The sequence below is a fragment of the Enterococcus sp. DJ147D b genome, from assembly GCF_058216655.1.
The window spans coordinates 1,510,710-1,532,111 of sequence record NZ_CM177104.1; the positions used below are offsets into that span (position 1 = coordinate 1,510,710).

At 36.9% G+C, this 21,402-nt stretch carries 16 protein-coding genes and 1 tRNA gene; 7 read left to right on the forward strand and 10 right to left on the reverse strand.

The annotated features are described in order from the left end of the window. Window positions 1-11 precede the first annotated feature (11 nt). Window positions 12-749 carry an amino acid ABC transporter ATP-binding protein gene (locus AC4BD1_RS07165; protein ID WP_206908710.1) on the reverse strand — a complete coding sequence of 246 codons (738 nt, stop codon included), beginning with the start codon at window positions 747-749 and terminating at the stop codon, window positions 12-14. A gap of 254 nt (window positions 750-1,003) precedes the next feature. Between AC4BD1_RS07165 and trpS the strand changes: the two genes are divergently transcribed. Then, window positions 1,004-2,014 carry a tryptophan--tRNA ligase gene (trpS, locus tag AC4BD1_RS07170; protein WP_490466162.1) on the forward strand — a complete coding sequence of 337 codons (1,011 nt, stop codon included), beginning with the start codon at window positions 1,004-1,006 and terminating at the stop codon, window positions 2,012-2,014. 130 nt (window positions 2,015-2,144) lie between these two features. Here the strand turns inward: trpS and pheT are convergent, their stop codons facing one another. From pheT to AC4BD1_RS07200, 6 genes are all read right to left on the reverse strand, one after another. After that, the gene (gene pheT, locus AC4BD1_RS07175; RefSeq protein ID WP_490485392.1) at window positions 2,145-4,562 is read right to left on the reverse strand and encodes a phenylalanine--tRNA ligase subunit beta; all 2,418 of its coding nucleotides are present in this window, start codon (window positions 4,560-4,562) and stop codon (window positions 2,145-2,147) included. Window positions 4,563-4,568: 6 nt separating this feature from the next. After that, entirely contained in the window at window positions 4,569-5,612 is a 1,044-nt protein-coding gene (gene pheS / locus AC4BD1_RS07180; RefSeq protein WP_206908704.1) for a phenylalanine--tRNA ligase subunit alpha, read from the reverse strand. A gap of 319 nt (window positions 5,613-5,931) precedes the next feature. Continuing rightward, a complete protein-coding gene (locus AC4BD1_RS07185) occupies window positions 5,932-6,273 on the reverse strand; it encodes a winged helix-turn-helix transcriptional regulator (protein WP_206908702.1) in 342 nt (113 codons plus the stop codon). 64 nt (window positions 6,274-6,337) lie between these two features. Continuing rightward, window positions 6,338-10,051 (reverse strand): helicase-exonuclease AddAB subunit AddA, encoded by a 3,714-nt coding sequence (addA, locus tag AC4BD1_RS07190; protein WP_490485393.1) that lies wholly within the window; start codon window positions 10,049-10,051, stop codon window positions 6,338-6,340. Beyond that, a complete protein-coding gene (locus AC4BD1_RS07195; RefSeq protein WP_490485394.1) occupies window positions 10,048-13,581 on the reverse strand; it encodes a PD-(D/E)XK nuclease family protein in 3,534 nt (1,177 codons plus the stop codon). The genes addA and AC4BD1_RS07195 overlap by 4 nt, the downstream gene beginning before the upstream one ends. A gap of 517 nt (window positions 13,582-14,098) precedes the next feature. Next, on the reverse strand, window positions 14,099-15,565 hold the full coding sequence (locus tag AC4BD1_RS07200; protein WP_206908698.1) for a peptide MFS transporter: 1,467 nt from the start codon (window positions 15,563-15,565) through the stop codon (window positions 14,099-14,101). Window positions 15,566-15,942: 377 nt separating this feature from the next. Between AC4BD1_RS07200 and AC4BD1_RS07205 the strand changes: the two genes are divergently transcribed. Further along, complete coding sequence (locus AC4BD1_RS07205; protein WP_490466166.1) at window positions 15,943-16,539, forward strand: nitroreductase family protein; 597 nt, start codon at window positions 15,943-15,945, stop codon at window positions 16,537-16,539. A gap of 270 nt (window positions 16,540-16,809) precedes the next feature. Here the strand turns inward: AC4BD1_RS07205 and AC4BD1_RS07210 are convergent, their stop codons facing one another. Together AC4BD1_RS07210 and AC4BD1_RS07215 are read right to left on the reverse strand one after the other, a co-directional pair. Next, on the reverse strand, window positions 16,810-17,292 hold the full coding sequence (locus AC4BD1_RS07210; RefSeq protein WP_490485395.1) for a hypothetical protein: 483 nt from the start codon (window positions 17,290-17,292) through the stop codon (window positions 16,810-16,812). Between the two features lie 133 nt (window positions 17,293-17,425). Then, window positions 17,426-17,623, reverse strand: coding sequence for a hypothetical protein (locus tag AC4BD1_RS07215; protein WP_490466167.1), 198 nt, complete (start codon window positions 17,621-17,623; stop codon window positions 17,426-17,428). Between the two features lie 388 nt (window positions 17,624-18,011). Between AC4BD1_RS07215 and AC4BD1_RS07220 the strand changes: the two genes are divergently transcribed. The 3 genes from AC4BD1_RS07220 (at window position 18,012) to AC4BD1_RS07230 (ending at window position 19,389) form a co-directional block, all read left to right on the forward strand. After that, complete coding sequence (locus AC4BD1_RS07220) at window positions 18,012-18,773, forward strand: C39 family peptidase (RefSeq protein ID WP_490485396.1); 762 nt, start codon at window positions 18,012-18,014, stop codon at window positions 18,771-18,773. Between the two features lie 66 nt (window positions 18,774-18,839). Beyond that, complete coding sequence (locus AC4BD1_RS07225) at window positions 18,840-19,253, forward strand: hypothetical protein (RefSeq protein ID WP_206908690.1); 414 nt, start codon at window positions 18,840-18,842, stop codon at window positions 19,251-19,253. Between the two features lie 63 nt (window positions 19,254-19,316). Beyond that, window positions 19,317-19,389, forward strand: a tRNA-Gln gene (locus tag AC4BD1_RS07230). Window positions 19,390-19,466: 77 nt separating this feature from the next. On the opposite strand, the gene AC4BD1_RS07235 is transcribed toward AC4BD1_RS07230, so the two are convergent. Then, window positions 19,467-19,838 (reverse strand): YxeA family protein, encoded by a 372-nt coding sequence (locus AC4BD1_RS07235; RefSeq protein WP_206908688.1) that lies wholly within the window; start codon window positions 19,836-19,838, stop codon window positions 19,467-19,469. A gap of 238 nt (window positions 19,839-20,076) precedes the next feature. Here AC4BD1_RS07235 and AC4BD1_RS07240 point away from each other — a divergent pair, with 238 nt between their 5' ends. Then, on the forward strand, window positions 20,077-20,262 hold the full coding sequence (locus AC4BD1_RS07240; RefSeq protein ID WP_206908679.1) for a hypothetical protein: 186 nt from the start codon (window positions 20,077-20,079) through the stop codon (window positions 20,260-20,262). A 532-nt stretch (window positions 20,263-20,794) separates the two neighbouring features. Further along, window positions 20,795-21,343: a hypothetical protein gene (locus tag AC4BD1_RS07245; RefSeq protein WP_490485397.1), complete on the forward strand. Its 549-nt coding sequence runs from the start codon at window positions 20,795-20,797 to the stop codon at window positions 21,341-21,343. Window positions 21,344-21,402 lie beyond the last annotated feature (59 nt).

Here is a 21,402-nt window from a genome sequence, read left to right on the forward strand (position 1 = left end):
CCTCCTAAATTTTAATGGTTGATTACTTTACTAATAAATTGTTGTGCTCGCTCTTCTTGTGGATTGTCAAAGAAACCTTTTACATCGCGACTCTCTTCTAAAACTTCTCCTTCAGCCATAAAAATCACTCGATCTGCTACTTCTTTTGCAAATCCCATTTCATGAGTGACCACGATCATTGACATTCCTTCTCTAGCTAACTTCTTCATAACGTCTAGTACATCCCCAATCATTTCTGGGTCAAGCGCTGAAGTTGGCTCATCAAATAGTAGCATCTCTGGATTCATGGCTAAACCTCTGGCAATCGCAACACGCTGTTGTTGTCCACCAGATAGCATCGATGGGTAAGAATCTTTTTTGTCTAGCATATTGACTGTATCTAAAAATTTTTCAGCATTTTTGATTGCAGTTGCTTGATCTTGCTTCAGCACTTTAATTGGTGCTAGTGTGATGTTTTCTAGTACAGTTTTATTGGGGTATAAATTAAAATGTTGAAAAACCATCCCGATATTTTTACGCACTTCTGTTAATTTTGTCTGTTTATCTCTTAAATCTTTGTTATTTATCAGTAGTTGTCCTGAGGAAATAGTTTCTAAGCCATTGATGCAACGCAACATTGTACTTTTTCCAGAACCTGAAGGCCCGATGACAACAACTACTTCCCCCTTCTCAAATTCGAGGTTAATATTTTTCAAAGCATGGAATTTTCCATAGTACTTTTCCACGTTTTTAAATTCAATCATTGCCATATCATTACACTCCCATTATTATTTAGTAAGATTTCTTTTAAAGATACTTAATAAAACATATTATATCTGATAATAAAGGGAAATGTAAAGTTTCTACGTTATTTTCTACAAATCTATTTTGTTTTTGAATGTTCATTTCACTTCAATTTCCTTTGTACCCTTTCCGCGTTTTTTCATTTGACTAGTTGTTTCTTCCAAAAAAAAACGGTAAGATATAAAGTGCTAGTCTTACAAATCGTAAAGAGGTGTCTTTTTTGAAAAATATTATATTGACTGGAGACCGTCCAACGGGAAGATTGCATCTTGGCCATTATGTCGGTTCTTTAAAAACGCGGGTGGAAATGCAAGCTGACGAAAAGAATCAACTGTTTGTCATGATTGCTGACATGCAAGCTTTAACAGATAATGCAAAAAATCCTGAAAAAGTTTCTTCTAATGTGTTACAAGTCGCATTGGATTACTTGGCTGTTGGTCTTGATCCGACAAAATCAACTTTATTTATCCAATCACAAATTCCTGAGTTATCTGAGTTAGCCATGTATTACATGAACTTGGTCAGTGTTGGGCGTGTGAAAAGAAATCCAACAGTGAAATCAGAAATCGAACAAAAGAAATTTGGCGAAAGTATCCCAACGGGTTTCTTTGTTTATCCGATTTCACAAGCTGCTGACATCACAGCTTTCAAAGCAAATTTAGTTCCTGTTGGTGAAGATCAAAAACCAATGTTGGAACAAACACAAGAAATCGTGCAAAGCTTCAATCATACGTATGGTCAAGTTCTTGTTGAACCAAAAGGTGTCTTCCCTCCAAAAGGAATGGGACGTTTACCTGGGATTGATGGTAATGGGAAAATGAGTAAGTCACTGGGCAATGGTATCTATATTGCTGATCCAGCTGATGTTGTTCAGAAAAAAGTCATGAGCATGTACACAGATCCCAACCACATCCATGTGGAAGATCCTGGTCAAGTGGAAGGAAACATGGTCTTCACTTATCTGGATGTGTTCGGAACAGATAAAGAAACAATTGAAGACATGAAAGCACATTATCGTCGTGGTGGTCTTGGTGACGTCAAAATCAAGCGTTACTTGATTGACGTTTTAGAAGCTGAATTTGCACCAATTCGTGCACGTCGTGAAGAGTTTGAAAAAGATCCAGCAGCTGTTATGGAAATGTTACGTCAAGGCAGTTTAGCTGCAAAAGAAGTAGCAGCAGAAACATTAGCAGAAGTAAAATCTGCGATGGGGATCAACTATTTCAACTAATTATCAAAACAAAAAGCAAGGATCAAAATGAAGAATATCTTGGTCCTCGCTTTTTGACTAAATAAAACCCAGCCACGAGTTAGACTTTCCCGTCTGCCTCGTGGCTGGGTTTTTCTGGATAAGAAAAGAATCAACGAATACTTGCGTGCAAGTTTTCTGTTAATGCATGGGTTACTTTATCCATAGCTTTATTGATTTCTTCATCCGTCAATGTCGCTTCAGGATTTACAAATGTCAAGCTATACGCCATTGATTTGTTACCTGCTTCGATATTGTCCCCTTGATAGACATCAAATAATTGAATTTCTGTTAAAAATTTACCAGCAGATGCTTTAATTACTGTCTCTAATTCTTGATTTGTTATTTCTTCTTTAACTAACAAAGCAATGTCTCGACTAACGGCTGGAAATTTTGTCACAGCATGATAGGTGATTCCTGCTTGTGCTGCTTCAATCAGTGAAACTAAATCTAATTCTGCAACATACGTTTCCGGAATGTCATACGCTTTAGCAATCGTTGGATGAACTTGACCAACAAACCCAATGTATTGTTCACCAAGATAGATGGCAGCCGTTCGACCTGGATGCATTTCTGGCATAGTGGTTGCTTGATAACTCATTTGTTCAGTAATGGATAATTGGGCAAAAATGTTTTCTAACAATCCTTTGATTGTAAAGAAATCAACTGTTTCTGCTTTTGTTTGCCAATCTTTTTCTTGCCATGTACCAGAAATAGCTAACGCAAGATGTTTTACTTCTTGTGGCAAATGAGTCAAAGGATCATTTTCCTGATAGAACACACGTCCTACTTCATAGAAACCAACATCAGTATTTTTACGAGCGACATTGTAATTAACATTGTCCAATAACCCACTAATCAAGTTCATCCGAAGAACTGAACGCTCTTCACTCATTGGCCAGTCTAAACGAGTGATATTCGTTTCTTTCATTGCGAATTGACGAGATTTTTCTTCGGTTGTCAACGCATAACTAATTGCTTCATTCAATCCACTACCTTCAAGCAATGTACGAATGGTACGGGTACCTGCTTGCTCTGCCGTTAAACTTCCAGCAACTGTTTCACCACTTGGTAATGTAGATGGCAAACGATCATAACCATAGATACGAGCAACTTCTTCAATGATGTCTGCTTCAATTTGAATATCCCAACGTCTTGGTGGAACAACGACAACGTATGTTTCATTAGTTTCTTGATAATCAAAACCAAGTGCTTCAAAAATCTCGTTCACTTCTGCACTAGTCAAGTTTGTTCCTAAATATTGATTGATTCGTTGTAATGTGATTGGAACTGTTACATCTTCGACTGTCACTTCCGCACCAGCTACTGCACCCGTTAGAACTTCGCCCCCAGCAAGTGCGACGATCATAGCTGCCGCAGCATCGTTTGCTTCAGCAATCGTTGCATGATTGATTCCTTTTTCAAAACGTGCAGAAGATTCACTACGTAAATTGAATTGTTTCGCTGTTCGACGAATGGAAACTGGATCAAATAATGCTGCTTCTAATGCTACTGTTGTCGTTGTTTCAGTGATTTCTGAATCCAATCCACCCATGACACCCGCTAAAGCAACAGGAACCGAGCCGTTAGTGATTACCAAGTTTTCTGGTGTCAATTGGCGTGTTTCACCATCAAGTGTCACTAATTCTTCTGCTTCTTTGGCATGACGGACAACAAGTTCTTTCGAACCAAGTTTATCATAGTCAAATGCATGCAATGGTTGACCAAACAATAACAGGATATAATTTGTTACATCAACTACATTGTTGATTGGACGAATTCCTTCGTTCATTAAAAGGTTTTGTAACCATTGTGGACTTGGTTGAATTTTAACCCCTTCAATTACCCGAATTTGATACGCTGGAACAAGTTCTTTGTCTTCCACAGTCACAGTAATTTTTTCACTAGCCAAACGATCAACTTCGGTTAGTTTTTCATCATCGAATGTTGGTGTTTGGCGATAAATTGCGCCAACCTCATAGGCAACACCACGCATGGATAGTGCATCAGCGCGGTTCGGTGTGATCGATAATTCAATAATTGAATCATCCATACCAAGATATGAAAATACTGGCTCACCATTCACAGCATCCTCAGGAAGATAATAAATACCTTCTGCATATTCTTTTGGCACCACGCTATCAGAAAAACCAATTTCTTGTAACGCACAGATCATCCCATTGGATATTTCGCCGCGCATTTTTCCTTTTTTGATTTTCACATTGCCAGCAATCCGTGAATTGGGTAAAGCAACGATAACTTTGATGCCCGCTTTAACATTCGGCGCGCCACAAACGATTTGAGATAATTCCTCTTCACCAATGTCTACTTGGCAAATGGATAAGTGATCAGAATCAGGATGCGGTACACATTCTTTTACTTCACCGACGACAATTTTTTTCAAACCATCTTCTGGCACTTCGATTCCTTCGACCTCGATACCAGTAACAGACATTTTATCTGCTAATTCTTGTGGTGTCACTGCTGATAAATCAACATATTTATTTAACCATTTATATGAAACTAACATCCTTTTTTACTCCCCCTTGAACTGACTTAAAAAACGTAAGTCATTTTGATAGAAATTACGGATATCATTAACACCATAACGTAACATTGCTACGCGATCTGGTCCAAGTCCAAAAGCAAATCCTGAATATTCATTTGGATCGATCCCTGACATCTCTAAAACATTTGGATGAACCATTCCAGCACCTAAAATTTCAATCCAACCCGTATATTTGCAGACGTTACAACCCTTGCCTCCACATTTGAAACAGCTAACATCTACTTCAACAGATGGTTCAGTGAATGGGAAATAACTTGGACGCAAACGAATTTTGCGATCTTCCCCGAACATTTTTTTCATAACAACTTCCAATGTTCCTTTCAAGTCACCCATTGTTACATTTTTATCAATCACAAGACCTTCAATTTGATGGAATTGATGGCTATGAGTGGCATCATCCGTGTCACGACGGAACACTTTCCCAGGTGAAATCATACGTAATGCACCCTTTGAGAAATCATGTTTTTCCATTGTTCGTGCTTGAACAGGCGAAGTATGTGTGCGAATTAAAATATCTTCGGAAATATAAAACGTATCTTGCATATCTCGTGCCGGATGGTCTTTTGGTAAATTCATTCGTTCAAAGTTGTAGTGATCTGACTCTACTTCGTAACCTTCAACGATTTGATAACCCATTCCAACAAAAATATCTTCGATTTCTTCCATGATTTGTGTCAAGATATGGCGTGTTCCTTGCTTTACTTGACGACCGGGTAGAGTCACATCAAGTGTTTCTTTTGCTAAAGCAGCATTCAGTGCTTCTTCTTCAAGAACTTCTTTTTTACGTTCAATTTCTACTGTTAAAAAATCACGAATTTCATTTGCAAAGCTACCTACTTTTGGTCTTTCCTCTGGACTAAGGTCTTTCATTCCACGAAGAACTTCGGTAATTGGGCCTTTTTTCCCTAACGTTTCCACGCGGATTTGATTCAATTCTTTCAAATCCTGTGCGGCATTAATTTTAACAATCGTTGCTTCTTTCAAGCTTTCGAGTTGTGCTTGTAAAGACATTGCTGGTTTCCTCCTTCAAATTCAAATACAAAAAAAGACCTCATTCCTATCAAGGAACGAGGTCTTCGCGATACCATCCTAATTTGTGAGTAAAGCGATTAGCTACTCACACACTTACTTGATTAACGACAATAATTGCCGGCCTAGTAGCAAAAACTAGGCGAACTCAGAAAGTGAACTTCATTTTTCAAACACAGAATTTGCTCTCAGTCTATGGCAAATCTCCCTGATCTGGTTTAGCCAAACTACTCTTTTTCGTCATGGTTCTTTGTTTATTTACAATTTACAAAATCAATTCTACAAGAATTTTGTCCTGAAATCAACTGCATTCTTCCTCAGTAACCCACTTTTCACTCCAAACTTGTAACTGTTTGATTGAGTTTTGTAGATCTGCTCCTTTTTCAGTTAAAAGATACTCAGAACGATTAGATTCATTACAGGAGATATTTCGAGTAACAATTCCTTCTTTTTCTAACTCTTTTAGACGCTCGACCAATACTCGGTCGCTAACCATCGGAATCTTTGTAGCAAGATCAACAAAGCGTTGCGGACCATTTTCTAATAATACATCAATAATTAATCCGTTCCATTTTTTTCCCAAAATTGAGAAAGTTTTCTCAAACTTCGGACATAGAACAAAGTCTGTCTGTGTAAGCTCCATCTTACTCACCTCTTTTTGAAGAGTATAGCATAATACTTACAAAGTGTAAGCAACTTATGCTTATTCATAATCTTTTGTTAACATTTATGATTTTTTTGCCACGCAATAAAACTAAAAAGGTATTCGTTACAGGTTTTCCTAAAGAATCTGCTAATGCTTGTTGGTAAAGTCGAAGTTGTCCTAAATATTTTTGGACAACTTTATCAACCTCATCTGGATTATCTGGATTCATAAGAAAATCTGTTTTGAAATCATAAAGATAGATTTCATCTGCAAATTCAATATAGCCGTCAATGATTCCGTGAATAAGTAATTCATCGCTTTCATCTGGATAATTTTCAAACACTTCATCTGCTGTCATCAACATCGCAAATGGTTGCTCTCTTTTCACTTTTGCGGCATTCTTCAATAGTTGCTTTCCAAAGTCTGTTTCAAAAAACCAAAGAATTGCAGAAACGTCGACTTTTTTTGCCACCTGTTGATCTACTAACCTTTTTTTGACTAGCTCTACTAATAACGCTTGGATCGATTCTTCTGTTGGTGGCACCAATGGCAATAACTGCAACAATGTATGTGTGACTGTTCCAATTGCAGTTGCCGACACACCTTTTTGTAAAAATTTAGGTTCGGCTAGTTGTTCTTGTGTATAACGAAATTGATGATTTTTTGCTTTTGTTTGATTGTCTTCCCAACTTAACTTTGTTGCCTGACTATCATCTGGATCTTCAAATAATCGTTTGATTTCTGAAACAGATTGGTAACTAGTCGTTTGAGTAGCCGCCTGATAAGGATAAACATAGGTTAAACGTTGACGCAGAGTCTCTGATAAGCCATTTTGGTTTTCTTTCGGTTTAACTAAAGAAGGTTCTCGCTGTGCAAGTTGGTGTCGTTTTTCGACTAACACTTGTTGGTTCATCCATATAATGCTAAAAGAGTCCTTCGCATCAGCTAAAGTCATTGTTGACTCTTCCTCTAAATATTCGGACATTCGAGGATGACGAATCAAGCTATAACCAATCCAATTCATTAAACTTCCTCGACCTTTTAAACGGAGTGCTGGATCCAGAACAAGGTCTGCTGTATTTCGCGCTTCGTTCCACGTTTTGATTGTTTGTTCGCGACTCTTATAGGAACCCACAATAAACAGTTTTTGTTCCGCACGAGTCAATCCGACATATAACTTACGCATTTCCTCCGACAATAATTTGTTTTGTCTAGCTAATTTGATTGCTTGAAAAGGTAATGTATCAAATAACACACGAGTTTGCGGGTCCATGTAGCGGATTCCTGCCCCTAATTTTTCCTCAAAGACATAGCGTTTTCGTAAATCTTGTAAATTGAATTCTTTCGTCATGTCCAGCAAAAAGACAACGGGAAACTCTAGTCCTTTACTCGCGTGAATCGTCATCACCCGTACTGCATTGTCTTCCACAGCAATGACAGGTTCTGCCAAATCTTTGTCTTTTTCTTGCATTTTTTCGATGAAACGAACGAATTGATATAGCCCTCGAAACGAACTTTGCTCATAAGCTTTCGCACGATCTACTAGCGCATACAAGTTTGCTTGCCGTTGGACACCAGCCGGTAATCCTACCACGTATTCTAGGTAACCTGTTTCATAGTAAATAGTCCAAAGCAAATCTGCAATTGAAGAACGTCGCGCAAGTTCACGCCACTTGTCCAATAACTCTCTAAAATCAGAGAGCTTAGCGCTCAAGTGATCTTGATTCATTTTTTCATAAGTCAAAAGCGCATCAAAGAATGTATGGTTTCGATCAGCTAAGCGAATCTGTGCCAATTCAGGTTCAATCAAGCCAACGATTGGTGAACGTAAAATAGCTACCAAAGGAATATCTTGATAAGGATTATCAATGATTTGTAGTAATGAAATCATTGTCCGAATCTCCGTTGCTTGGAAATAATTTTGGGCGTCGTTCATTTCCAATGGAATATCTAATGTCTTGAACACATCTAAAATCGTTAAATTATTTTTTTTCGTCGGTGTTAGCAAAACAATATCGCCATATTCAACTGGTCGATTCGCTTTCAATTTTTTATCATAGATTTCCCATTTACTATCAACTAATTCACGAATTTTCAACCCTGTCATCAATAATTCGCCCTCTGTTTTATCTTCAAGGAAGTCATCCGAAGGCAACTCTTCCGTAGTTTCTTCCTGTTCTTTTTCATAAATCAAAATTTCTGGATCGAACTGCGTACTATTAGGAAAATCAGGAAAACCTAATGCTAATTTTGCAGCTTCATCATAGGTAATCTGGCCAACTTGTTCATCCATAATTTGACTAAAAATTAAATTGGTGAAATGTAATACTTCTTCTCGTGAACGAAAATTTTCTGCCAGAACGATTCTTCTACCACCGTCTGCCTTTGAAAAATCTTGATATTTTTTGATGAATAAACTTGGATCGGCTAAACGGAAAGAGTAAATGGACTGCTTGACATCTCCAACCATGAAAAGATTTCCGTTCGTTGGATCTGGTTCTCTTAACCAGTATAAAATTGCCTCTTGTAGCTGATTGACATCCTGATACTCATCAACCATTACTTCTTTAAATTTCTCTCGATAATAGTTCGAGGCTTCACTTGCTGCCCAACCGTTCGCAGTTCTTTTGGTCAAAATCATCAACGCTAAATGCTCTAGGTCATTAAAATCTAATACACCTTTTTCACGTTTTTTTTCACTAAATCCAGCCATAAATGCTTGTGTTACTTGACACATCTCTTCTACTAAAGGAAGAGTTTGTGTCATAATGGCTTCCATTTGCACGGGTGAAACAGCAAAATAATTCTTACTGATTTCTTGAATCATTTTTTTCGATCGATCTCGAAGAGTTTTTATTTCTGCTGATAACTCTTTCAGCTCTGCTTTTCGACTGCTTTTAAATGTGGAAAAGGTTAAGTTTTCTAAACCTTGATAAGCAACATCTAGTTGGTCTTGCATAAATGCCTCATAGATTGCGTTGACTCTTTCACGTTCCTCCAAAACCTGGTCATACATTTTTTCCAAGCCTTCCGTCTGAGCTAAACGAACCATTTCTTCGTAATCTTGTACACATTGAAAAACATCTGCCAAAATCAACGGGCGTAGTTGCTCTTGATATAATGCCGATTCGCTAAGTGAGCCTTCTAAGCGATAAGCGTCACTCAAATGTTTAAGCCAATTAGCTGGATCTGGATTGGCACGCGCAAATTCATAAAGAGAAAAGATCAAATCAGTCAATCCTTCATCTGATCGATCATTTGAAAAGTTCGTCGTTAATTGGAAAAACCGCTCATCTTTTTCTCCGTAAAGGCGTTCACGTAATTCGTCCCACACATCTTCTTTCATCAATAACGTTTCTGTTTCATCTGTTAACATTCGAAAAACCGGATCGATATCAATCAAGTAATAAAAACGACGAATGACAGTTAAACAAAATGCGTGTAGTGTCGAAATATTAGCAGTAGGAAGCAACATCAATTGTTTTGTAAAATGTTGTTGACGTTGTGTATCTGTTTCATCATTGATTGCCGACTGCAAAGCTTCTTGGATTCTTTCTTTCATTTCACGTGCAGCGGCTTCAGTAAACGTAACAATCAAGAGTTCATCAATGTTTACACCCATTTTAAGTTTTTCAATCACTCGACGAACAAGAACCGTCGTTTTCCCAGATCCTGCTGAAGCGGAGACCAGCAAATTGTCCCCGCGATCAAAAATGGCTTGCCATTGTTCATCTGTAAAACGTTCATTTTGGGGCTTTAACGGAATCTGACTCACTCTTCTTCACCTCGTTTCAAAATTCTGCGTAATGCTTCATCCTTATCCAATTTTTCTAAACGATGATAATTATTTTCTTTTAACATCACATCAAAAGTGCAGACACTTCGAAATGGACAAAATTGACAAGCAATACGCTGTTTATCTTTATACGCTGGATTCAGTTTGATTTCTCCCGAAGTGATTGCGTCACCAGCTAAACGCATATTTTTACGATTATGTGCCATAAACTGATGTAGTTCTTCTTCTGTGAAGAATTTTTCTTTACTGTAGCTGCCTTTTTGATATTCATCTTTCGCATTTTTTTTCACTGGATAGATTAAAGATTGTTCTTTCGCTTCTAGCGAATGATCAAGAACTTCCAACAATCCCGGATCGTCAACAAAAACACCATCATAACTAAATTTTTTCAACGTATTCTTTTCGATCTCTTCATTCTCTGTTAATACGGGATTATGGACATGTAAATAATAAGAACCAGCAGGCTTGACTGTAGCTTGTCCGGTTAAGCGTACTGCGTCCATCAAAGCAACATCTAAGTAAGTCAATAGTTGCATAGCCATCCCATAGTAAGCTTCCGTAACATCAAATGTTCGCCCACTTGATTTATAGTCCACGACACTTAACCATGTTTCATCTTGTTCTGTTGCCGTATCGATACGGTCGATTTTCCCGCGAACATGAAGTTTCCCGCCATTTTGCAAAGGTAATTCCAAACCGGGGATCCCTTTTGCCCCTGCGATTTGTCCAAATAAAATCTCTGTTTGTAATGGATGTAAACCCGTATTTTTACTTTGTTTTTGTAATGCCCATGCAACTTTTTGGATTGTTTGACTCAATTGATAACGAATATAGTTCATCCGAGCAGAGCTATCTAAAATTTCAAAGCGCAATTCACCAAACACTTCTTGGAGAACTTTTTCAGTGAATTCTTGGCGTTCTTTTTCCGTCATACTAACAAGTGAAAGTTGATTTGAAAATAATAGTTTAAAGAAACGATCCAATGACTCATGATAAAAATCCCCTGTTGCTGCGGGGGTCAATCCATAGATCATACGTTCTTTCAACTTCAAACCAAATTGAACAAAATATTTATATTCACAATTGTAGAAATTTTCCATGCGAGAAATAGATGTATAGATTTCTTTCCCGTATAACTGCTCTGCTAACTCTGTCGGTAATGAGACTGGGACATTCAAATGAGACTGACTCTCAAATACACGCAAAGCAAAATTGCGCCAAGTAGAATGAAGAACAACTTCTCTTAATTCAGCCCAAACTTTCGCTAATTGTTGTTTCTCATCCGCTGCCAAACGAAACATTCGATTCAACGCATCAATAGCACTCCGATACGTGCCAATATAATTTGCTGGATCACTAGTTACCGTTAACCGCGTTTTTTTCTCGATTGGTATTGCTAAGTAATGATTGATTCGTTGTAAATAAGGAGAAATTTTCAAACTTCGATCCGTATCATAACTTTGCGCATAGCTTAAATAAAGTCGCTTTGTGCCTGAAAGAAAGACCAAATAAGCTTGAAAAGGCTCAGAAGACATACTTTCCGTTGCAGGATCAAACAAATATTGACCTTCAGCCAATGCTTGATTCAACTGTTCTCGTTCTTCGCTAGACAACAACCCTTTAGTTTCTTGACGAGCTGGAAAGGTTTGATCATTCAAACCCAAAGCAAAAGTGATTTTTGCTTGATTTGGCCGAACCAATTCCAAGCGATTCACTTGAACTTGATCAATTGCTGTAGGAATCTTCCCATAACTTAGGTTTTCTAATCCACTACTGATAATATCTTGGAAGATTTCCCATTCGAAACTGGTTTCTCCATAAATCAATGCAAACTCATCCAATAAGTCAATCAATGCTCCCCACGTTTGCTCGTGATTTCTTGCTTGAGCTAAGTTTCCGCGAGCAACTTCTTGGTTTCGCCAAAATAAAAGTTGTTGCCGGACACCACTCGTTACTAAAAACTGATAAAAAACACTAGCAGCTTCTTGTCCATTTTCACAGCTTTTGATTTTTTTAAAGAAACTTGGAATATTACTCTGGAATAAGCGTCGAATTTCATTTGATTGCTCTTGTAGTTCTTGGACATCCTCCATTTCTTCTGATTCAAAGTTATAAGAAACAAACGTCCAATCCTTTGCACGGGTCCAATAATTTCCTTGATAATTATAAGCCAAAGCAACATTTTCTGTGAGATCCAATTTCTTACGAAAGTCATCTCTTATAACTTGCCAATGTTCTTGTTCTAATTCTGAATTTTCTGGAGCAATCAATAACTCCGTTTTGAAAAATCGCATAATATCAGTCAAACGATACGCGTAACGATCTAAAGCAAACAAACTATTGATCCATTCAACCAAGGGATGATTTTCCATCAATTGTTCTTCATCAAGATAAAACGGAATCGCCATTTCTTGAAAAATCGGTTTTAGTAAATTACCATAAAGCAGCATATCTTTCGTCAGTACTTGGATATCGCGATACCGACATTCTCCTTCGCTTACCAAACGACGAATTTCTACAGCAAGCTGTTGGACTTCTTCTGTCGGTGTCTCCGCCTCCCACAAATGAATCGTCTTTTGTGCACCGATTTTCCGTGAACGATTTTGCTTATGACTACTTGTTTCTTCCCACATATCTTGTAGTGTGGCCAACGCCTCTGGTACTTCTTTCGCTGGTGCATATTGATCAACTAAAATTGGCGCACGATGTTCCCTTGCTCCATTCAATAAGCGAAAATATAACTTTCCTGTTTCGTAAAATAAATTTAAAGGTTCAGGTACTTCATTCGGATAAGGACGATCAAGTAATAAATCGACAACCAGATTTCCTTTTGCCATCATCGCGCTTAGCAGTTGATATTCCTGCGCATTGACGCGAGAAAAGCCCGTCATCAAAAATTTCACATGTTTGAAATCATGTTGGTAGAGATATTCACTCAAAATCGTCAAAGCATCTTCGGCTTGTAACATACGGTTAAATAATTCTTCTTCATACGCAGAAAAAATCAATCGCAAATCTTGCATTTTCAATTGTTGATCTGCTTCTTTTGGTCCTTTCGTCGTTAAGCCAGCCGTTAAATCATTAGGCTGAATATTTCCTGTGCGCATTTCTTCATACAATTCTTGGAGTTGCTTGATAAACCCTTTTTTGTTGACCTCGCCACGAAAAATAGTCAACTTTTCGCGATTTTTTTCTAAAATCTGACGCAGAATCATGGCTGAGCCAGTTTCGGTGATACTATTACCTGAAAGCAAAGTTGTCTGCTGTAAAATGTACCATGCGAGTCGATAAAAACTGAAAACTTGGACATTTGTCGTACTAAAGTTTTTTGTTCCTTTGCGCTTACGTAACATTGCTAATAATTCTTGTTCTTGTTCAAATTTATTGTAATTAGGGACAAGGAAAAAGACTTGATTTTGAGGAGCTGCTTCTAACCAAGCCGTCGCCTCATCAATTAATGCTGTTCGATGATCTTTTTTACCTGAGCCGAGAATAAATTGTAAAGACATTTTACTCCTCCTTTACTTTTTGATGCTCCTCTATTATAACAAAAAAACTGAACATTCGTTCTACTTATCAAGGTTTTTGATGAAAAGAAATAACTTTTAAAAAAAGGTTGTGGCGCAAAGCGGTCAGCTTCGACAAAATAATGAGCAACTGACAATAATAGCTTTCCATATTTTTGGTCAATTACGAATTATTTCGAGAAGTTGCTTTGAGAATACCGTGGATAAGGTGGTAGCGCAAAATGTCTAGCTCCGACAAGATAGCGCGCAAGCACTCAAAATAGCTTTTCATGTTTTTTAGTGAATGCAAGCTATATGGAGGAATTGTTTTGGGAACACCGAGAAAAAGGTTGTAGCGCAAATCATTTCCCTTCAACAATAGCATACGCGATCACACAAAGAAATTCCTTTTATTTTAAAGTAAATACAAACTTTATGAGAAAGTTGCTTTAAGAACATCTCGATAAACTTGCCACAAAAAAAAGCCTAGGGCATCGATTGCCCTAGGCACTAAAAATTTTTAATGAATTGAACCCATCAGTTTCTTAATTGGTTCTTTGATTGTAAACAATAAAATCCCGCCAACAATGGCAACGACCCCAATGATTCCAAAATATGCTGATTCAGTTGCCGGTGTGTAAAAACGAGCGATTTGCGCATTAATTGCCTGTGATGAGGCATCCGCTAGGAACCAGATAGCAATCGTTTGTGATTCAAATGCGCGCGGTGCTAGTTTTGTTGTTACTGATAGACCAACTGGTGATAAACACAATTCCGCAATTACGATGATGAAGAAGCTCCCCACCAACCACATTGGACTTACTTTTCCAGCTGTTCCATATAATAAACCTGGTAACATCAATAATAAGTAAGAAAGTCCAGCAAATAATAACCCAAGTGCAAATTTCACAACAGTAGATGGTTGTTTTTGTCCCAATTTTGTCCATAAAGTAACGAAGACAGGTGTCAAAACAAAAATGAAAATCGGATTTAATGATTGGAACCAACTTGCTTGGATCGTTACACCAAATAAAGTTGATTGTGTTCGTTCACTGGCAAACAATGCAAGAATAGATGAGCCTTGCTCTTGTAATGACCAGAAAATAATTGCTGCTAAAAACAATGGAATATATGCTAACACACGTGGTTTTTCTTCTGCAGAAACATCTTTTGACGTTAACATTTTTACAAAATAGAAAATAGGTAACACAATTCCAAGTACGCTGATCGAATTAACAAAGAAATCAATCGAAAGATGACCAGTTAATTGTGCACCACCAAAAATAGCAATAATTACGACAATCGCAATAACAAAGTTACGAATAAAACCTTTACGTTCTTCTGGCGTTAATGGGTTTGGTGCTTTCGTTCCAACACCGTCTAATGTTTTACGCCCTTGAATGATATATTGCAATAAACCAAAGAACATCCCAAACGCTGCTAGTGAGAACCCTAAATGATAGTTATATTCTTGACCTAAAGTCCCAACGATTAGCGGTGCTAGTAACGCCCCCAAGTTTACACCCATATAAAAGATTGAGAAACCTGCGTCACGACGCAAATCTGTTTTTGAGTAAAGATGGCCTACCATTCCAGATACATTTGGTTTCAGCAAAGCTGTCCCCATAATGATCAATGCCATTGAAATAAATAATGCTCCTACTCCAAATGGTGTTGCTAAAACAATGTGACCAAACATGATGAATACTCCACCAAAAAATACTGTTCGCTTTGCTCCAAGTAAACGGTCAGAAATCCAACCACCAACAATACTTGACATAAACACAAGTGAACCATAAATTGACATGATTGCTAAGGCTGTTGTACGTGGTAATCCAAGACCACCATTTGAAACTGCATCATACATATAATAAAGAAGTAATGCGCGCATTCCATAATAACTGAATCGTTCCCACATCTCAGTGAAGAACAATGTTGATAACCCCTTCGGCTGGCCAAAGAAGCCCTTATCTTGTTGATTTTCCATAATCCATACCCCAATTCTTTAAATTTTCAGAAAATAATAAACATATTCACCAAAAAATTTAACTGAAAAACTTATCTAAGAAATATATACTTCTTTTCTATAAAAATAAGTAAAATTCAATGACAAAATAATAAGAATAAAAAAACACACATTTAATAATTATATAGGACCTTTCCATAAATAAAGCGGAAAAAGTCGCTAAAACAGTCAAGTAACCGCTATCACTCTTTTCGCTTTCTCATTCAATTTTTCTTCAAAAAAAGTTGAATTTTTTTGAGCATTTCTGTTTACTTACTTTTTGTAAGATGATATACTTCATTTTGTATTCAATTACAAAAAGTAAGTTAAAAAAACAACATTCAAAGGGAGAGTATATTATGACTACATTTACAGACACTTTAAAAAAACGCCGTTCTATCTATCATTTGGGGCGCAACGTTTCACTATCAAACACAGAGTTAGAAGCACTTATCAAAGAAGCAATCAAAGAAAGCCCAACTGCTTTCAATGCACAATCAACACGCGCTGTCATTCTTTTCGGTGATGCTCACGAAAAATTATGGGAAATCACTGAAGAAGCACTTCGACCATTAACGCCTGCTGAAGCTTTTCCTAACACACAACAAAAATTAGCTGGCTTCAAAAATGGTTACGGAACTGTTTTATTCTTTAAAGACACTGACATCGTTAAAGGATTACAAGAACAATTTGAACTTTATGCGGATAACTTCCCAGATTGGTCAGAACAATCAAATGGTATTGCAACAGCAAATACTTGGGTTTCATTAGTTGATCAAGGTCTTGGCGCAAACTTACAACATTACAATCCAGTAATTGACGAAGCAGTTGCAAAAGAATGGAATATTCCTGCAAACTGGAAACTACGTTCTCAATTAGTCTTCGGTTCTGTTGAATCACCTGCTGGCGAAAAAGAATACATGAACGACGAAGATCGTTTCCGCGTATTTAGCTAAGCTACGCATAAGGCAAAAAAGGACACGTTTAGGATAAACCTAAGCGTGTCCTTTTTCGTTTAAAATAATCTTTTTATAGAAAACAAAACTGATTGTATCATTTAAAATAGATGAATATTTTTGAGAGTTAAGCACCTTGTGCCACCTCCTTCATCTACGGTGTTCAAGAAGTAACTCCTTCAAAATAAGAACAAATTGTTCAAAATTTGAGGAACAATTTCTGCCAATTTATCCTTATTTATTGGCGCTGAACACTTCGCGCGACATCCTTTACTCTTCATCAATCATAATGTCAATTTGCGCATCATCATTTAATCGCTGCGCTAAAAATGGCACCAGTTCCTCTAAAGAAGTCGAAAATTTTAGCATTGGCCCACGCCAACCTTTACGGAAAAAGTTCATTTTTACTTCATTTGAACCTTGTGGTTGATATAAAACGATTCGATCGATCTCAGAAAAAGGAACGCCTCGTTTATCAAAGCTATTTAAAACTAAACCATCTTCTGTGATCCCGCGGCTATCCAATAAAAAACTGATAAAGATCATTGCTGATAAAACAGCCTTCACCAAATCGTCTAGCGTTGGCTGACTAATGACAGTAAACCAGATCACTAAGACCACTAGAAATGGCACTACCAGATAAACCCAACGATTTCGGACAGCTTTATAAACAATTTCTCTGCGGACGAACCATAAGAATAAAAACATGACAAAAACAAATGCAAATAATAACAAAGTAAAAGTCGTTATCATTGTACATCACCTCTCTTCTTTCATCTCAAGAAAACTTTTCTCTTTCTACTAAGTATATAGAACTTTTAAAAAAACAGCAAAAAGGACACGTAGCAACACTTTTCGCGTTAGAACTACTTGTCCTTTTTATTTTTTATTCAAATGTATCATATTTTGCAACAACCATGCTGGATTTCTCTTCCAATAACTTTTGATCTTCGTCAGCACATTGAGCAACTTTGACTACGGCACAATTTGTCATTTTTGATACTACTTCTCCAACAACTGGTTGTGTGAATCCAATTGGCTTACAAGAATATTTTTCTCCTAAATTTATCATTTCTTCCGTCATCAAAATCCTCCTACACTGCTGCCCCATTTTCTTTCCTGAAGTATTTTATTCAGGCAGAATGTTCATTGTCATCGCCAGTTAACGCTTGCTAACAATTTTTTGAACAAACCATATTGGCATTATAGCTTACTGGTTTCGTTTTCACAAATAAAACCCCTTCTAAACACGAAAGCTTCGCTGAAAATTCATAAAAAAGAACGGAATTATTCATTTTTTCTTTCTCTCAGTGATGAAGTTGAAATGGTTGAAAAAATAATTACTAGCTGTTAATTTTTTTATGTAAACTTTTTTCACCGATAATCGATGAAAAAGTATTTTACATTCTCAAAAAAAACTTTATAATACCAAGAATGTAAGATGTTCCCTTGTGGAATAATTGGAGGTCCTTATGAAAAAGAAAGTTGCAAAAAAATTAACAGGGATTGTTAGTATCAGTTTACTCACTGCTGGTTCAATTTATTGGTTAACAACTCCCAACTCAAACGAAACGTCGCAGCAAAATCAAGAGAATCAGAAACCTCCAGCTAAAAAAAAGTCAAATGGAGCGAATGAAATCATTTTAGATGTCCCACTTGCAAATCAGTTCGACGAACCAGCTTTAGAAAATGGCTGTGAAGTAACTGCCCTTTCTATGCTTTTAAATTACTATGGCTTTGAAACAAACAAAAACCAATTAGCAAATGAGCTTACCTATGTACCTGTATTCAATGAAGATGGCACCCATGGTGATCCAAATGAAGGATTTGTTGGTGATATTTCTGGTGGGGACTGGGCTATGGGTGTCTATGTTGCACCAATTGCTGCACTCGCACAAGAAATAGTACAAACCAGCTACCACGCTCAAGCAAAAAAGGAAGCGTCACTTACTGATATCAAAGAGGCCTTAAATGAAGATAAACCCGTTTGGACTAGTGTCACCATTGAATTTGAGGTTCCTGATGATAATGATTTCATGACTTGGACCACCCAAAATGGAGAAGTTTCTGTTACTCCTCTCATTCATGCTTGTGTCGTAACAGGCTATGATGAAGAAACGATTTACGTGAACGATCCCTATGGTGAAAAAAATCGAGCAGTTCCAATCGAAGATTTTACTGAGGTCTTTGAAGCAATGGGTGGACAAATGTTAACCTTGGAAAAAAGTAACTAGCGTTCTTTCAGAGAATGACATATACTTTAGACAAGAAGATTCTAGTTTGAAGGAGGAGGCATCATCATGGAAAGATTCAATCAAAAAAAACCGAATCCAAATGAAATTCCAATCATTTTTGTACGTGATGATTCTGGTAATGTTCAGGGAAAAGTTTCCGTTAATGAATGGACAAATCGTCACCGTCCTTCTTCATTGAATCAATTGGAGATCAAATTATATCGTCAAGCTTTGGCGTATTATGCTGAACAAGATTTTGAAAAAGCAATTGACATCCTGAAATTTTTGATTTTACAAACTGAATATACGCACTTTGAATATGTTGAGCGTTTAGCAAATATCTACCATTTGAAAAACGAACTATCCCTTGAATTAAAACTTCTTTCTTCAACTATTTCTGTGGCCGAAATAACAGGTTTACCATCTAGTCTGGTTAGAAAAATCGAACGTCGAATCGAACGAGTCAAAAAAAATAAGTAACGAACAAGTTAAATTAGTTGCGTTTTTCTTAATAAGTGCTAACATAAATTTGCATTGAGTCATTGGGATGTAGCCAAACTGGTAAGGCACTTGACTCTGAATCAAGCAATTGCAGGTTCGAACCCTACCATCCCAATTCTGGGTTTATATTTTCCGATCATTTTAAAAAGGAGTTGCGTCGTTTGTCGCAACTCCTTTTTATTTTTATGTTCATTATCCAATAAGTGCTAATGCTTTTTCAGGAACTTTGCTTTTTTCGACTTCTTCGTATGTTTCAACATGCGCACCTTTATTTTTCAACTTCAAATAACGCTCTTCTTTTAACACGCCAAGTCCGTTGAATTCAACGATTCGTTTTTTCCCGTTTTCATCTGCCGCTTCCTGAACATAGGTTGCTGTTCCGTAACTATTAACAGAATCTGGTTTTTTTGTTTTTACATAAACTTCTCCTTCTGTTACCAACGGATTCAGTTGATCCGCTATACCAGCAAATTCACCATGTTGGTTTGCCGTATACATCTTTAATCCAAACAAACTTAACCCGCCAATCAGAATAATTCCTACAAAAAATTTAACTACTTTCATTTTCCTACCTCCTATGTTATTGCATTTATTATAACTAGAAACAGAAAACAGAAACCTCCGACCTAGGAATGAGTTTTCTCTCATACTTTAGCAATGCAGTCAAATTTCATAACAACTATTATGTAAAAAAAACTTATTATCTGATAAACTAATAATGTAAAAGTAATCTGAACATGATATTAAAAGCATTTTATATTGTTATTCGTTACTTTTTAATAACTATAAAGGATGGGATAAAATGAATAAAGACGAATTAATTGCAAAAGTAAAAGAAATGGTTAATGAAGGAAACTTAGACGAAGCAAAACAATTTATCGAAGACCATAAGGATGAACTTGGCAACTATGTTGAGCAAGCAAAAAACCTTTTGAAAGATATCGATGTTGATGGTATCACTGATAAAATCAAAAGTTTGTTTAAATAAAGGTTGTGGCTCCAAGCGGTCAGCTCCGACTAGATAGCGAGCGACCATCCAAAATAGCTTCTCCTATTTTGCGAGGGTGTAAGCTATATGGAGGAGTTGCTTGGGGAACACCGTGAATAAGGTTGTGGCTCAAAGCGGTCAACTCCGACTAGGTAGCGAGCGACCATTCAAAATAGCTTCTCCTATTTTGCGAGGGTGTAAGCTATATGGAGGAGTTGCTTGGGGAACACCGTGAATAAGGTTGTGGCTCCAAGCGGTCAGCTCCGACTAGATAGCGAGCGATCATTCAAAATAGCTTCTCATATTTTGCGAGGGTGTAAGCTATATGGAGAAGTTGCTTGGGGAACACCGTGAATAAGGTTGTGGCTCAAAACAGTTCTCCTACAAATAAAGCACCTCCATTGAAGATTTTTCTGACATAGATTACCTACAGAAGCTATTTTACTGCATCAGATGGCAAGTAAAATAAACAATTTGATACGTTTCTTGTTTATTTTGCTAACATAGAATTGATTTTGAAAGGAACAAATTTATGGAAAAGCACATTGAGGATTTCAGAGATGGTATTTTTTCGCTTAAAACTCGGCGATTTGGTACGGTTGCAGAACTAATGATCAAAAATATTTATGCTTTGGATATGTCCACTGCACTCAATTATGATCTATGTAAAGACAAGATCAACTATGAAGTAAAGTTTTCAACTGTTCTTTCTCAAAACAAGCAAAAAATCACTCCTCAAAATATCATTAAGGAAATTTTGAATGCGACAATCGAACGGAGAATGATCAGCTTTCAAGACGTTCTCAATGGCGCACTATTCGATTGTAATATCCAACAAGTAAAACCTAATGAATTTCATTACTTGATTTATGGTCTCTTTTTTGAAGATCAAATTGCTATTTTCGAGGCGAAAACAGACCAAATCCAAATGATTCAAAACTATTCTAATAAACAGCATCGTGGAAATATCGGTGAGGGGCAGTTTCATATCAACCAAGGTACGATGGATTATCATTTTAAAAATCATTTCGTTCGTTGGCTTACTTATAAAGAACTCTATGATATTTTTTATCAAATATAATTGCTAGATAAAAGCATCTGTTTACATCAAAAAAAGACCACCAAAAAAATTTGGTGGTT

Coding starts and splice junctions, on each gene's coding strand:
- AC4BD1_RS07200 (WP_206908698.1), bottom strand. CDS start 15,565: ATGGAAAATCAACAAGATAAGGGCTTCTTTGGCCAGCCGAAGGGGTTA.
- AC4BD1_RS07240 (WP_206908679.1), top strand. CDS start 20,077: ATGAATAAAGACGAATTAATTGCAAAAGTAAAAGAAATGGTTAATGAA.
- AC4BD1_RS07235 (WP_206908688.1), bottom strand. CDS start 19,838: ATGAAAGTAGTTAAATTTTTTGTAGGAATTATTCTGATTGGCGGGTTA.
- AC4BD1_RS07215 (WP_490466167.1), bottom strand. CDS start 17,623: ATGACGGAAGAAATGATAAATTTAGGAGAAAAATATTCTTGTAAGCCA.
- AC4BD1_RS07185 (WP_206908702.1), bottom strand. CDS start 6,273: ATGGAGCTTACACAGACAGACTTTGTTCTATGTCCGAAGTTTGAGAAA.
- AC4BD1_RS07205 (WP_490466166.1), top strand. CDS start 15,943: ATGACTACATTTACAGACACTTTAAAAAAACGCCGTTCTATCTATCAT.
- AC4BD1_RS07195 (WP_490485394.1), bottom strand. CDS start 13,581: ATGTCTTTACAATTTATTCTCGGCTCAGGTAAAAAAGATCATCGAACA.
- pheS (WP_206908704.1), bottom strand. CDS start 5,612: ATGTCTTTACAAGCACAACTCGAAAGCTTGAAAGAAGCAACGATTGTT.
- AC4BD1_RS07220 (WP_490485396.1), top strand. CDS start 18,012: ATGAAAAAGAAAGTTGCAAAAAAATTAACAGGGATTGTTAGTATCAGT.
- AC4BD1_RS07210 (WP_490485395.1), bottom strand. CDS start 17,292: ATGATAACGACTTTTACTTTGTTATTATTTGCATTTGTTTTTGTCATG.
- AC4BD1_RS07225 (WP_206908690.1), top strand. CDS start 18,840: ATGGAAAGATTCAATCAAAAAAAACCGAATCCAAATGAAATTCCAATC.
- AC4BD1_RS07165 (WP_206908710.1), bottom strand. CDS start 749: ATGGCAATGATTGAATTTAAAAACGTGGAAAAGTACTATGGAAAATTC.
- pheT (WP_490485392.1), bottom strand. CDS start 4,562: ATGTTAGTTTCATATAAATGGTTAAATAAATATGTTGATTTATCAGCA.
- AC4BD1_RS07245 (WP_490485397.1), top strand. CDS start 20,795: ATGGAAAAGCACATTGAGGATTTCAGAGATGGTATTTTTTCGCTTAAA.